The following is a 14,292-nucleotide window of genomic DNA, read 5'->3' on the forward strand; positions in this document are numbered from 1 at the left end:
ATTTCTATCTTTCCTTGCCTACTGGCTTTTAATCAATCTTGGAATTGATTGGGTTTTTATTTGGCGCTGTTTAGTTTTCAAGGATCAATTTTATTACTTTTTTCGAACAAGAAGTATCATATCATTTTTCTCAAAACTTGTCAACTATTTTTATTTTATTTTTATAACATTTATTTTTCTTATTATATTAACAACTTATGTAAAAAATTTTTTGTAATTATTTCCATTAAATAATATCCGTTTTTTATATTCGTATTTAATTACAATTATGTTATAATATAGATAGTTTAAAATATATTTAAGGAGTGATTTTTTTGCCAGATCTTCGTGATGCTATTACTGATGAATTCCAATATACAGTAGAAAATACCTTGTTTAGAAATAAAAGTATTTTAGATCAAATTACAAAATTTCAAGATTCTTGTTCTAGAGTAAATAGAAATATTATTAAAGCTACTACTCAATGTGGCTGTATAAAAATTAATAGTTACAAACAAAAATATCCTGAAAATATATCTGATATTTCTATTGAAAAATTAAAAGTAATGATGGATAAACATATTTCAGGAGAATTATGTGAAAATTGCAGAGATGCTATTGAAAAAGAAATAGGAAAAAATTTATTTTATCTAGCTTCATTATGTAATACTCTTAATTTAAATTTATATGATATTATAATTAAGGAATTAGAACGAATAAATATGCTTGGAAATTTTATGCTAAGATAAATAAGGGGAATGCTCCCCTTATTTATTATTTTACTTTAAGATAATTTCTAATGCTTGATTTACATTTTCTACTCCATATATTTTTATGCCGTCTATTTTTTTAATACCTTTAATATTTGCTTTAGGAAGTACACATGACTTAAATCCCATTTTGGCAGCTTCTATTACTCTTTTTTCTGCCATATTTATACCTCTTACTTCTCCAGTTAATCCTACTTCTCCAAATACAACCATATGAGGGTCTACTACTTGATCTTTAAAACTGGAAGCTATAGCTGTAATTATGCCTAAATCAATAGCAGGTTCATTTACTTTTATTCCTCCTGCTAAGTTTACATAACTATCATAACTTATTAATTGCATACCCACTTTTTTCTCTAGTACTGCCATAAGTAAAACTACTCTGTTATAATCTATTCCAGTAGCTGTTCTTCTAGGCATTCCAAAATTAGTAAAACTAACTAAAGCTTGAACTTCTACTAACATAGGCCTTGTTCCTTCCATGCTACATGTTACAACAGAGCCTGAAACATTAAGAGGTCTTCCTGCTAACATAAGCTCAGAAGGATTTTGTACTTCTATAAGCCCGTTATCTTGCATTTCAAATACTCCTATTTCATTAGTAGAACCAAAACGATTTTTAACTGCCCTTAAAACACGATAAGTTGCATGTCTTTGCCCTTCAAAATATAAAACTGCATCTACCATATGTTCTAAAACTCTAGGCCCTGCTAAAGCTCCCTCTTTTGTTACATGTCCTACAATGACAATAGAAATATTATTTTCTTTTGAAATACGCATTAAAGTGGAAGTTGCTTCCCTTACTTGACTAACACTCCCAGGTGCTGAAGTAATTTCTTCTTTGTAAATCGTTTGAATAGAATCTATAATAACTAAATCTGGAGAAGAATTTTTTATTGTTCCTTCTATTAAATCCATATTAGTTTCTGAAACAAGAAATAAATTTCTTGTCTTTACTCCCAACCTATCTGCTCTCATCTTTATTTGTCTTATGGATTCTTCTCCAGACACATATAATATCTTAAATTTATCTTCTCCTATATTTTGGCACATTTGCAGAAGTAGAGTTGACTTTCCTATTCCAGGGTCTCCTCCTACCAATATCAAACTTCCTTTTACAATTCCTCCTCCTAAGACTCGGTCCAATTCTTTTGACCCCGTAGATATTCTTTCTTCTTTATCCATATCTATGCTTTCTAGTATCACTGGAGTAACTGTTTTATTTCCTAAATTTGTTACAGTTTTTTTAGATGTAGTCAATTCTTCAACAAATGTACTCCATTGATTACAATTAGGGCATTTCCCCATCCATTTTGGAGATTCGTATCCACATTCTTGACATACATATATATTTTTTGTTCTTGCCATAACATCTTCCTTTTATTAGTAAAGCACATCTTAACTGATGTGCTTTACCCTATTTTTTCAATTTTAACTTTTTGAATTCCATTACTAAAATCAATACTAAATGTTACTTTACCTGCTAAACTAGATTTTACTTTTCCCACCTGAACATTTTCAACAAATATTTTATAATCTTTTTGGGGTTCTAGTTCCATAGTTATTTGTGCATCATTTTCTCCTTCTACTTGAAAAAAAACATTCTTTTCATCCATAGTAAAATTATGCACTGCTGTCCCTGGAACTGATTCATATAATAATATGCCATTTTTTTCTAATTTTGTAATTTCTTTAAAAGTTTTAACTTTATATAAATTCCCGTTTACTTCAAAATCTAACACTTTCTTTTTAGTTTCCATTAAGTAATTTCCAAAGCTTATACTATTGTCTTCTTCTATTCTAATTAATTCTTCTATAACAGCCACATTATTAACCCCCTAGGATAATTTTAACCTTATTATACATTATTTTTTTTATTAATTCCATGGAAATTTAATTATTTATTAAAAACTAATTTGTCTTCTAATAAATCTATTTTTACAGTATCTCCTTCTTTAATTTTCCCATCTAATATTTCTTCTGCCAATCTATCTTCAATTTTAGATTGAATTGCTCTTCTAAGTGGTCTAGCACCATAAGCTTGGTCAAAACCTTCTTTAGCTAAATATTCTTTAGCTTCTTCTGTAATTTGTATAGTAATTTTCATATTTTTTTCAATTCTTTTTGCCAATTGATTTACCATAATAGAAACTATTTGTTTGATATCTTCTTTAGTCAATGGATGGAATACTATTATTTCATCTATTCTATTTATAAATTCTGGTCTAAATAATCTCTTTACTTCATCCATTACATTTTTTTTCATATCTTCATAATTTTTAGCTTCATCATCTGCAAAATTAAATCCTAATCTTTTAGGTGCAACAATATTTCTCGCTCCAATATTAGATGTCATAATAAGAACTGTATTTTTAAAATCTATTCTTCTTCCTTGATTATCTGTAATATGTCCATCATCTAATACTTGCAATAGTATATTAAATACATCTGGATGAGCTTTTTCTATTTCGTCAAATAAAATAACAGAATATGGCTTTCTTCTAATTTTTTCACTTAATTGTCCCCCTTCTTCATATCCTACATATCCTGGAGGAGAACCTATTAATTTTGATACACTATGTTTTTCCATATATTCTGACATATCTACCCTTATCATGGCGTTTTCATCTCCAAATAAAGCTTCCGCCAAGGCTTTAGTAAGTTCTGTTTTCCCCACTCCAGTTGGACCTAAAAATAAAAAGGAACCAATAGGTCTTTTAGGATCTTTTAATCCTACTCTACCTCTTCGTATAGCTCTAGATACAGCTTTAACTGCCTCTTCTTGACCCACAACTCTTTTATGAAGTATTTCTTCCATATGTTTTAATCTTTCACTTTCTTCTTCAGCTAATTTCTTAACAGGAATGCCTGTCCAACTAGATACAATATCCGCTATTTCTTCTTCCGTAACTATTTGATTAGATTTTGTATTACTAGCTTTCCATGTGTCTTTTTCCTTTTCTAATTTTGCTTTTATTTCATTTTGTTTTTTCTTTATCTCCCCAGCTTTTTCATACTCTTCTGTTTTTATAGCAGCTTCTTTTTCTTTTTCTAATTCTTCTAATTTTTCTTCTAATTCTTTCACAATAGGTGGGGCTGTAAATGTACGAAGTCTAACCCTTGAAGCCGCTTCATCTACCAAATCTATTGCTTTGTCTGGTAAAAATCTATCTGTAATATATCTACTTGAAAGTCTTACTGCTGCTTCAATAGCTCCATCTGTAATATGTACTTGATGATGAGCTTCATATTTATCTCTTAATCCTTTTAATATTTCTATAGCTTCTTCTTCTGTAGGCTGTTCTACTTTAACAGGTTGAAAACGTCTTTCTAGAGCAGCATCCTTTTCTATATATTTTCTATATTCATCAAGAGTTGTTGCTCCTATAACTTGAATTTCCCCTCTTGCTAAAGAAGGTTTTAATATATTAGATGCATCTATTGCTCCTTCTGCTGCTCCTGCTCCAATAATAGTATGAAGTTCATCAATAAACAATATTACATCTCCAGAAGCACGAATTTCATCCAATGCTTTTTTGATTCTATCTTCAAATTCTCCTCTATACTTAGAACCAGCAACCATAGCAGATAAATCAAGAGATACTACTCTTTTATTTTTTAAAATTTCTGGAATATTCCCTTCTACAATTTTTTGTGCTAAACCTTCAGCTATAGCAGTTTTCCCTACTCCTGGTTCTCCTACAAGACAGGGATTATTTTTTGTTCTTCTACTTAGAACTTGAATAACTCTTTCTATTTCTTTATCTCTTCCAATAATAGGATCAAATTTCTGCTCTCTGGCCATAACAGTTAAATCACGACTAAATTGGTCTAAAGTAGGAGTATTACTTTTTCCTGTCCTTTTTGCTCCCTGATTTATTGAACCCCCTTCTTGTCCCTTATTTCCTTCTCCTAACATATTCATAATATCTTCATATATTTTTTGAGGATCTACACCAGAACTAATTAAAAGTCTTACTGCGACAGAATCAGTTTCTCTTAAAAGAGCTAAAAGTAAATGTTCTGTACCTATATATCCTGTCCCCATTTTTAAAGCTTCCCTTAAACTCATTTCTATAACTCTTTTTGCTCTTGGAGTAAAGTCTATGGAATCACTAATAGTTATATCTCCACTTCCAATTATTGATTGCAATTTATGTATAATATCTCTTTCAGTAACTCCTTGATTACTTAATGCTTTAGCAGCTACACTATCTACTCCACGAAGTAATCCTAAGAGTAAATGCTCTGTTCCTACATAACCATGCCCTAACTCAATTGCTACTTGTTGTGCAGCTTCAAGAGCTTCTTGAGCACGTTTTGTAAATTTCCCCATCATATAGTATTCCTCCTTTTAACACATTTATTTTAAAAACGTTCTCTTATAAACTCTGCTCTTTTTATATCTCTTTGCTTACTATTTAAATCAGTTCCAATTATTTTTTGAAAATTAGCTGGTTGTATATACATCATAAATTCATAAAAACTAATTTTAGGTTTTGGCTCTTCTAATATTCCCATTTCAAAACCCATCTTAACATCAGACAAAAGAGCTATTGCCTCTTTTGTACTTAATGTCCTTGCATATCGAAGAATTCCATAAGCCCTATAAATCTTATCTTTAAGCTCTGCTTCTCTTTCTCTTAATATTTTTTCTCTTATTTGTTTTTCTTGTTCTTCAATTTGTAAGGTTATATTGTTTAAATTTTCTATTATTTCTATTTCTGACTGTCCTAAGGTGATCTGATTAGAAATTTGATAAAGACTACCTTCTGCCTCCGTTCCTTCACCATAAATACCTCTAACTGTAAATCCTAATTTTCCAATAGCATTAAATATATTTTGTAATTGTCCTGACCACTCTAAAGCTGGAAGATGTATCATATAAGAAGCTCTCATTCCTGTTCCTACATTAGTAGGACATGAAGTTAAATATCCAATTTTTTCATCAAATGCATAATCTATTTTTTCTTCTAATATATCATCAATTTTATCTGCTAAATCCCAAACTTTTTCTATATTCTTCCCTGCTGCAATACATTGAATTCTTATATGATCTTCTTCATTAACCATTATACTTATAGATTCATCATTACTAAGCAGAACTCCACAAGGTTCTGTTTTTTTTACTAATTCTGGACTGACTATATGTCTTTCCATCATTGCTCTTTTATCAATAGGGGGTTTTCTAAAAATAGAAATGTATTGAAAATCTTTTGATATAACTGTATTCCCTTCTAAAATAGCATTCTTAGTTTCTTCTATCATCTTTTCAGCTTCAGAAGAAGATAAACGAACAGCAAAAGGATATTTTTTATAATTTCGTGCTAAACGGATTCTACTAGAAACTATAATATCTGTATCTAAACTATCTTCATACCACTTTTTCATTTATCCTGCCTCCCTTCTAAGGCACGGATTTTATCTCTAATATAAGCTGCTCTTTCAAACTCTTCCATCTTAATAGCTTTTTGAAGTTCTTTTTTTAAATTTTGTAATTCTTTTTTTATTTTTAACTCTCCTGCAGCCTTATTAGGTAACTTCCCCGTATGAATATCATCTCCATGAATCTTTTTAAAAATAGGATTTAATTGTTCTCTAAAAGCGAAATAACAATCTGCACATCCAAAGCGTCCAAGATTTCTAAATTCATCATATGTCATTTTACAAGTGGGGCATTGGAGAATTTTATTCCTACTATTATAATTTTTAAATTGCCCTGCACTTCCAAAAGGCATTCCTAACAATCCTGTCAAAAAATTTTGAAAAGAAATTGGACTATCAAAATTAATTTCCTCTGTTTCTTTAGCACATTGATTACATAGATACATTTCTACTTTTTCTCCATTATTTATATGAGTAACATGAACTGTGGCTATATTTTTTCCACAACGTTCACATAACATATTTATCCCCCTTTCCAAAATAATATACTTTATTTATCTTATAAAATTAATATTCTAATTGATATTATTTATTTTTTAATATATGCCCGCAAGAAATACACTGATCTGCATCTGGATTATTTCCTGTTTGACATTTAGGACAGAATTTTAATAATAATAGTCCATCTGCTCCTACTTCTGGTTTTGGAATATTTTTATTTATATATCCTTGTTTAATTTCAGTTTTTTTATTCTCTTTTATTGATTCAGAAGGATATTTAATATTATTTATTTTTTCTTTTAATTTATCTATTTTATTTATTTTTTCTCTTATCTGATTACATAATTTTTTAATTGTATCTATATCACTTGTATCTCCTGTATGAATTTCATAAGATATTCTTCCTAATTCTTGATATAATAATTTTAAATTTTTATTTTCTTTTATAAGTTCTTTATTTAATTTAGTAATATCTACACTATCTTTAGCTTTTTTCCCAATATAACTAGCTGTTTCTTCCATGTTTTTTATGATTTTTTTAAAATATTTCATATTATCCCCTTCTTAATAAAGTGCTCTTCCACAAGATAAGCAAAACTTATCTTCTAAGTTATTCTCTGCTTTGCAAACAGGGCAAATCTTTTTTTCAGGTTTAGAATTAATATTTACTTTATTCATATCAGTATTTATATTAACATTATCTTCTTTTTGTACTTCATCATCCATTCTATTTCCACATTTGGGACAAAATTTAGCTCCTCTATCAACTTCTTTACCGCATTTAAGACAAATTCTAACTTTTTTTAGTTCTTCTATTTTATTTTGTAATTCTTCTATTTTTTCTTCTACTTCTTTAATTTCTAAATATTTTTCATCAAAAAACTTTCCTAAAGAACCTCCATACTGGTATATTTCATGCACCTTTTTACCTATCTCATAATAAAGACTTTTTAAATTTTCTTGTTCCTTCCCAAGTTCTATATTTATTTTAGTGGTTTTATAAATCTCTCCAGTGTTATCTTTTACAGTCTTTACCACCTTCGCTAATTTATTTCTCCAATCATTCACTATACCACCTCTTATTTATTTTATCATATTTAGGTAAATTAACCAATAGATGTGTTTAATCTCGTTTGCTATTAAATGAGATTGATTATTGATTATTTATTATATACCTTAAGTTATAAAAATGCAATGTATATCAATTCCCGAAATTAATTTACTTATAATATAATATTATAATATCTATATGAAAAATGCAAAACCGCATTACTGCAGTATGTAATACGGTTTTATAATTTAATAAATTATTTAGGATTGTACATTCCATGTTGTTGCATATAATCAAAAATTCCTTGTCCATGTTCTTGTTCTTCTTTTTGAATATGATTTAAAACTTGACGTATATTAGGATCTCTAAATTCAAATATAGTTGTATTATATCCAGATGATACATATTTTTCAGTCATTAGCATATGTTCACAAAGTATTGCATCTTCTTGATCATAATTTTGAGTCCCTTGAGAATTTTGTATATTAGATGGTTGCCCACTTTGCTCTGTTTGTTGTTGCCCTTGTTCATTCTGCATTTGTGGAATTTGTCCATTTAATAATTGATTAATTGTGTCAAGATGTTGTTGCTCTTGTGTAGAATAAGTATTAAATAATTGTTTTAACTTAGGGTCTTTAGCACGATTAGCATAATCTTGATATTGTTTAATACAAACCTGCTCATGACTTTTTTGATCTTCTAAAAGCATTCTTTCCTTTTGGGTTAAATTCAATTTTAATACCTCCTGATTTTTTATTTACAAAACTTATTTTTCCCATATTAATTAATAATATGTGAAATAATATAATTTTTCTAAATAAGTTTATATTTAAGCATTAACAAATATATTTCTATTAGAATAATATATTTATATATATTCTAATAAGGAGGCTTTATATGTATAAATTGAAATTAGGTATTATTTCTATTCTTTTTTTAGGGATAATTACCTTTCTTCTTTCTAGCTGTCAAAAAAACGACCTTGAGACTATAAAACTTAACGAAGTTGTACACTCTGCTTTTTATGCTCCTCAATATGTAGCAATAGAAAAAGGTTTTTTTGAAGAAGAAGGTCTTAATATTGAATTATCTTCTGGATGGGGAGCAGATAAATCTATGGCTGCCCTTATTTCTGGAGATGCCGATATAGGCATGATGGGAACTGAAGCAGCTATATATGTGTATAATCAAGGTCAAGAAAATTATGGAGTTATATTTGCTCAACAAACTCAAAGAGCTGGAAATTTCTTGATAAGTAGAGAGGCTAACCCTGATTTTCAATGGAGTGATTTAAAAGGGAAAACAGTCATTGGTGGGCGTCCTGGAGGTATGCCAGAAATGGTATTTGAATATATTTTAAAGAAAAACGGCCTAACCCCTTTTAAAGATGTAGACATTATTACTAATTTACAATTTACCGCAACAGCTGGAGCTTTTATAGGGGGTACTGGAGACTATACCATAGAATTTGAACCTACTGCATCTACTATTGAGGAACAAGGTAATGGTCATGTTGTAGCTTCCTTAGGAACAGCTAGTGGAAAAATTCCTTATACAGTTTTTATGGCTTCTAAAAAATATATAGAAGATAATCCAGAAACTATACAAAAATTTACTAATGCTTTTTATAAAGGTCTTATATGGGTTAAAGAACATTCCCCCGAAGAAATTGCAGAAGTTATACATCCTCAATTTAAAGAAACAGATAAAGACCTTTTAATAAAAATTATTACACGATACAAAGAGCAAGATACATGGCCAAATACTCCAGTAATGAACGAAGAATCTTTTAACTTACTTCAAGATATTTTAGAAAGTGGAGGAGAATTAGATAAAAGAGTTCCTTATAACGAAATTGTAATAACGGATTTTGCCGAAAAATCTGTTGAAAAATAATAAAAGGTTAAGCCTATATGCCCATAATAAAAAAAGAGGGACCTTCAATTTCCCTCTTTTTTTATTTTTTATATTTTATAACATATCTTCAACAGTTGCTACTATATTCTCAACAGTGAAACCAAAATGTTTAAATAAAATATTTCCAGGACCAGAGGCTCCAAAAGTATCTATTGAAATTATTCTTCCATCCAAGCCTACATATTTATGCCATCCAAAGGATGAAGCTGCTTCTACTGCTACTCTTTTTGTAATATTTTTAGGAAGTACTTTATTTTTATACTCCTCATCCTGTTTTTCAAATATTTCCCAAGATGGCATACTAACTACTCTAGCTTTAATTCCTTTTTCTTTTAAAACATTTGCTGCTTCTAAAATTAAGCTAACTTCTGACCCTGTCGCCATTAATATTACATCTGGATTTTCTTCATCTTTTAAAATATAGGCTCCTTTTAGTGCTTCCTTTCCATCGTTCCCTAAATCGGAGAGGTTTTGTCTTGTAAGTACTAATGCTGTAGGACCAGTATTAGTTAATGCACTATACCAAGCAGCTGCTGTTTCTTTTCCATCCGCTGGTCTAAATACAGTAAAGTTTGGAATACTTCTAAGAGCTGCTAAATGTTCTATTGGTTGATGAGTAGGCCCATCTTCTCCTACTCCAATACTATCATGGGTAAGAACATATATAACTGGAAGATTCATTAAAGCAGATAATCTCATACTTCCTTTCATATAATCACTAAATACAAAGAATGTTGCTCCATAAACTATTAATCCTCCATGAAGAGCTATTCCATTTATTATTGCAGCCATAGCATGTTCCCTTACTCCAAAATGAAGATTAGAACCTTTTCTATTTTCTGCTGAAAAATCTTCTCTATCATTCATATATGTCTTTGTAGAAGGTGCAAGATCAGCAGACCCTCCTATAAGATTAGGAATAAGTTTTGATAAACGATTAATAATTTTTCCAGAAGCCTGTCTTGTAGCCATAGAACCATTAATATTCCATAATTCTTTATCATTTAAAAGATCTAATTGCAATTCTTTACTATGCCACTTTTCCCATTCTTTTGCCAATTCAGGATATTCTTCTTTATATTTATTATATAATTCATTCCAAGCTTCTTCTTCTTTTTTCCCTTTTTCTCTTAAATCATTCATATGTTTTTTTACTTCATCTGGCACATGAAATTCTTCTTTAAAATTCCATCCTAAAAATTCTTTCATTGCAGTAATATTTTCTTCTCCTAAAGGTTCTCCGTGAGCTGAAGCTTTTCCTTGTTTCGCTGGAACTCCATAACCTATTTGAGTTTTTATTTCAATTAATGTAGGTTTTTTATTTTCTTTTTTGGCTTCTTCTATAGCTTTATTTATATCTTCTATATTATTTCCATCTTCAACAGTTAAAACTTGCCAACCAAATGCTTCAAAACGTTTCCCTACATTTTCTCTAAAAGCAATATCTGTATTTCCTTCAATTGAAATATTATTTGAATCATATAATACAATTAATTTACCAAGTTCTAAAGTTCCTGCTAGAGATGCTGCTTCTGAAGAAATCCCTTCCATTAAGCATCCATCTCCCACTAAAACATAAGTATAATGATTAACAATATCATATCCTGGACGATTAAAATGTGCAGCTAAATAACTTTCTGCCATAGCCATTCCAACAGCAGTTGATATACCTTGTCCTAAAGGACCTGTAGTAACTTCAACTCCTCTTGTATGACCATACTCTGGATGACCTGGCGTTTTACTACCAAATTGTCTAAAATTTTTTAAATCCTCTATACTTAATCCATATCCAAATAAATGAAGTAAAGAATATAAAAGCATTGAACCATGGCCTGCTGAGAGTACAAATCTATCTCTGTCTACCCATTCTGGATTATTAGGATTATGTTTCATTTGTCTTGCCCATAAAGTATAAGCCATAGGAGCTGCTCCAAGAGGCAGTCCTGGATGCCCTGAATTGGCCTTTTGAATTCCCTCTGCAGATAAAACTCTAATAGTATTAATAGTTAATTGTTCAATATTATTCATGTTTCTCCTCCTTGTTTTTGTTAAAATTCTGCATTTTTAACTGTTCTTGGGAAGGAAATAACATCTCTTATATTGGACATTCCAGTCATATACATTATCGCTCTTTCAAACCCAAGACCAAATCCTGCATGTTTTGTTCCTCCATATTTTCTTATATCAAGATACCACCAATAATCCTCTTCTTTCATTTTTAATTCTTTTATTCTATTTTGCAAAACATCTAATCTTTCTTCTCTTTGACTTCCTCCTATGATTTCTCCTACTCCTGGAACTAGTAAATCCATAGCTGCAACAGTTTTACCATCATCATTTTGTCTCATGTAAAAAGCTTTAATATCTTTAGGATAATCTGTAACAAATACAGGTTTATTAAATACTTTTTCTGTTATATATCTTTCATGTTCTGTTTGAAGGTCACTGCCCCATTCTACAGGATACTCAAACTTATCATTTTCCTTTTTTAAAATTTCAATGGCTTCTGTATAAGTTATATGACCAAATTCAGAATTAACTACATTACTTAATCTTTCAAATAAAGTTTTATCTATAAATTTATTAAAAAATTCCATTTCTTCTGGAGCATGTTCCATAACAAATTGTATTAAATATTTTATCATATCTTCTGCTAATTCCATATCATCTTTTAGATCTGCAAAAGCCATTTCAGGCTCTATCATCCAAAATTCTGCTGCATGTCTTGCAGTATTAGAATTTTCTGCACGAAAAGTAGGTCCAAAAGTATATACATTTCTAAATGCCATGGCATAAGTTTCAGCTGATAACTGTCCACTTACAGTAAGATTAGTTTCTCTCCCAAAAAAATCTTTAGAAAAATCAATATTCCCTTTTTCATCTTTAGGAATATTGTTTAAATCTAAAGTTGAAACACGAAACATCTCTCCTGCTCCCTCTGCGTCACTACCTGTAATAATAGGAGTATGCACATATACAAAACCTCTTTCTTGGAAAAATTCATGAATAGCATAAGCTAATAGAGAACGTACTCTAAAAACTGCTGAAAAAGTATTAGTTCTAGGTCTAAGGTGTGCAATACTTCTAAGAAATTCAAAAGAATGTCTCTTCTTTTGAAGAGGATACTCTGGACTTGATTTCCCTTCTATAATAATAGATATTGCTTTAATTTCAAAAGGCTGTTTAGCTTCTGGAGTTTTAACTAAAATTCCTTCTACTATAATTGCAGCTCCAACATTTAGTTTCGAAATTTCTTTATAATTATGTAATTTTTCTTCAAATACAATTTGAACATTTTTAAAAAACGATCCATCATTTAATTCAATAAATCCAAAAGTTTTAGAACTTCTAACCGTCCTAACCCATCCTCCTACAGTAACTTTATTATCTACATATTTTGAAGTATTTCTATAAAGTTGTTTAACTAAGGTATATTTCACTTATAATTCTCCTTCCTAGTTAAAAATTTTTCTTTAAAGTAAATGTATATTCGCTTTTTCACAAGAGTTAATCATATCTATTGGCCATACAGAAGCTTGAACTTCTCCAATATGAGCTTTTCTTAAAAAGAACATACAAAGTCTTGATTGTCCAATTCCTCCACCAATTGTATAAGGAAGTTTCCCTTCTAAAAGTTGCTTATGAAATTCTAGTTTTTTTCTATCTTCACAATTTGAAATTTTAAGCTGATTTATAAGAGTTTCTTCATCAACTCTAATACCCATAGATGATAATTCAAATGCTCTTTCTAATACAGGATACCAAAAAATTATATCCCCATTTAAATTCCAATCATCATAATCAGGAGAACGGTCATCATGTTTTTCTCCAGAATGTAGCTTTCCACCAATCCCTATAATAAATACAGCTCCTTTTTCTTTTGCAATAACATTTTCTCTTTCTTTAGGTGTTAAATTAGGAAATCTATCTTCTAATTCTTGAGTAGTAATAAAAGTAATTTCTTCTGGCAAAAATGGTTTTATAGAAGGATATAAATCTGCTATATATTGTTCAGTCTTTTTAAATACATTATAAATATCTCTAACAACTGATTTTAAAGTTTCTATATTTCTTTGTTCTTTTGTTATGACTTTCTCCCAATCCCACTGGTCTACATAAACTGAATGAAGATTATCTAATTCTTCATCTCGTCTTATAGCATTCATGTCTGTATATAACCCTTCTCCCACAGAAAAATTATATTTTTTTAGTGCCATTCTTTTCCATTTAGCTAAGGAATGTACTATTTCTACAGTTTTCCCTCCAATACCTTGAACATCAAAAGAAACTGGTCTTTCTACCCCATTTAGATTATCATTTAATCCTGTTTCACTTTTAACAAATAAAGGAGCAGATACTCTTAATAAATTTAATTGTTCTGCTAAAGCATTTTCAAAATAATCCTTTAATTTTTTTATGGCTTTTTCTGTTTCTCTAACTGATAAATAAGAAACATAATCTTTGGGTATTATCAACGATTTTTGCATATTAGTTTTCCCCCTGCTTCCTTTTGGTTTTCTAATTTTATTATTATAGCATTTAAAATAGAGTTAGTAAAATAAAAACATATAATATTTTCTTTTTTTAATTTATTAATAAATTTTTCTAAATTGCAATATTAAATGCAACACTTATGTTTAGTAGAAATCATGCTTGATTTTAGGTGTTAAAGTATAAAATTAGCCTTAA

At 29.4% G+C, this 14,292-nt stretch carries 13 protein-coding genes; 2 read left to right on the plus strand and 11 right to left on the minus strand.

Going from position 1 to position 14,292, the window contains the following annotated elements:
• Positions 1 to 314 precede the first annotated feature (314 nt).
• Positions 315 to 728, plus strand: coding sequence for a nucleoside triphosphate pyrophosphohydrolase family protein (locus OM90_RS10875; RefSeq protein WP_058486908.1), 414 nt, complete (start codon positions 315 to 317; stop codon positions 726 to 728).
• A 30-nt stretch (positions 729 to 758) separates the two neighbouring features.
• On the opposite strand, the gene radA is transcribed toward OM90_RS10875, so the two are convergent.
• From radA to OM90_RS10915, 8 genes are all read right to left on the minus strand, one after another.
• On the minus strand, positions 759 to 2,117 hold the full coding sequence (radA, locus tag OM90_RS10880; protein WP_058486909.1) for a DNA repair protein RadA: 1,359 nt from the start codon (positions 2,115 to 2,117) through the stop codon (positions 759 to 761).
• A gap of 44 nt (positions 2,118 to 2,161) precedes the next feature.
• Entirely contained in the window at positions 2,162 to 2,575 is a 414-nt protein-coding gene (locus OM90_RS10885; RefSeq protein ID WP_058486910.1) for a hypothetical protein, read from the minus strand.
• A gap of 71 nt (positions 2,576 to 2,646) precedes the next feature.
• Positions 2,647 to 5,088 (minus strand): ATP-dependent Clp protease ATP-binding subunit, encoded by a 2,442-nt coding sequence (locus OM90_RS10890; RefSeq protein ID WP_058486911.1) that lies wholly within the window; start codon positions 5,086 to 5,088, stop codon positions 2,647 to 2,649.
• A gap of 29 nt (positions 5,089 to 5,117) precedes the next feature.
• A complete protein-coding gene (locus tag OM90_RS10895) occupies positions 5,118 to 6,140 on the minus strand; it encodes a protein arginine kinase (protein WP_058486912.1) in 1,023 nt (340 codons plus the stop codon).
• On the minus strand, positions 6,137 to 6,655 hold the full coding sequence (locus OM90_RS10900; RefSeq protein ID WP_058486913.1) for a UvrB/UvrC motif-containing protein: 519 nt from the start codon (positions 6,653 to 6,655) through the stop codon (positions 6,137 to 6,139). Before OM90_RS10900 ends, OM90_RS10895 begins: the two co-directional genes overlap by 4 nt.
• Before the next feature lie 64 nt (positions 6,656 to 6,719).
• On the minus strand, positions 6,720 to 7,187 hold the full coding sequence (locus OM90_RS10905; RefSeq protein ID WP_058486914.1) for a zinc ribbon domain-containing protein: 468 nt from the start codon (positions 7,185 to 7,187) through the stop codon (positions 6,720 to 6,722).
• 12 nt (positions 7,188 to 7,199) lie between these two features.
• Positions 7,200 to 7,703 carry a zinc ribbon domain-containing protein gene (locus OM90_RS10910; RefSeq protein ID WP_058486915.1) on the minus strand — a complete coding sequence of 168 codons (504 nt, stop codon included), beginning with the start codon at positions 7,701 to 7,703 and terminating at the stop codon, positions 7,200 to 7,202.
• A gap of 239 nt (positions 7,704 to 7,942) precedes the next feature.
• Entirely contained in the window at positions 7,943 to 8,419 is a 477-nt protein-coding gene (locus OM90_RS10915) for a spore coat protein (RefSeq protein ID WP_330381865.1), read from the minus strand.
• Positions 8,420 to 8,583: 164 nt separating this feature from the next.
• Here OM90_RS10915 and OM90_RS10920 point away from each other — a divergent pair, with 164 nt between their 5' ends.
• Entirely contained in the window at positions 8,584 to 9,582 is a 999-nt protein-coding gene (locus OM90_RS10920) for an ABC transporter substrate-binding protein (protein ID WP_058486916.1), read from the plus strand.
• 75 nt (positions 9,583 to 9,657) lie between these two features.
• Here OM90_RS10920 and tkt read toward each other — a convergent pair whose 3' ends face one another.
• Genes tkt through asnA form a run of 3 tightly spaced genes read right to left on the minus strand, consistent with a single transcriptional unit; the run spans position 9,658 to position 14,090 of the window.
• On the minus strand, positions 9,658 to 11,631 hold the full coding sequence (tkt, locus tag OM90_RS10925; protein WP_058486917.1) for a transketolase: 1,974 nt from the start codon (positions 11,629 to 11,631) through the stop codon (positions 9,658 to 9,660).
• A gap of 20 nt (positions 11,632 to 11,651) precedes the next feature.
• Positions 11,652 to 13,043, minus strand: coding sequence for an asparagine--tRNA ligase (asnS, locus tag OM90_RS10930; protein WP_058486918.1), 1,392 nt, complete (start codon positions 13,041 to 13,043; stop codon positions 11,652 to 11,654).
• A gap of 33 nt (positions 13,044 to 13,076) precedes the next feature.
• The gene (gene asnA / locus OM90_RS10935; protein WP_058486919.1) at positions 13,077 to 14,090 is read right to left on the minus strand and encodes an aspartate--ammonia ligase; all 1,014 of its coding nucleotides are present in this window, start codon (positions 14,088 to 14,090) and stop codon (positions 13,077 to 13,079) included.
• Positions 14,091 to 14,292 lie beyond the last annotated feature (202 nt).

The sequence above is a fragment of the Defluviitalea phaphyphila genome (assembly GCF_001466305.1).
Taxonomy (GTDB): Bacteria; Bacillota; Clostridia; order Lachnospirales; family Defluviitaleaceae; genus Defluviitalea_A; species Defluviitalea_A phaphyphila.

Bases quoted from the DNA above. Each gene is read 5' to 3' on its own strand.
- radA (WP_058486909.1), bottom strand. From the start codon at position 2,117: ATGGCAAGAACAAAAAATATATATGTATGTCAAGAATGTGGATACGAA.
- asnA (WP_058486919.1), bottom strand. From the start codon at position 14,090: ATGCAAAAATCGTTGATAATACCCAAAGATTATGTTTCTTATTTATCA.
- OM90_RS10890 (WP_058486911.1), bottom strand. From the start codon at position 5,088: ATGATGGGGAAATTTACAAAACGTGCTCAAGAAGCTCTTGAAGCTGCA.
- OM90_RS10900 (WP_058486913.1), bottom strand. From the start codon at position 6,655: ATGTTATGTGAACGTTGTGGAAAAAATATAGCCACAGTTCATGTTACT.
- OM90_RS10895 (WP_058486912.1), bottom strand. From the start codon at position 6,140: ATGAAAAAGTGGTATGAAGATAGTTTAGATACAGATATTATAGTTTCT.
- tkt (WP_058486917.1), bottom strand. From the start codon at position 11,631: ATGAATAATATTGAACAATTAACTATTAATACTATTAGAGTTTTATCT.
- OM90_RS10905 (WP_058486914.1), bottom strand. From the start codon at position 7,187: ATGAAATATTTTAAAAAAATCATAAAAAACATGGAAGAAACAGCTAGT.
- OM90_RS10920 (WP_058486916.1), top strand. From the start codon at position 8,584: ATGTATAAATTGAAATTAGGTATTATTTCTATTCTTTTTTTAGGGATA.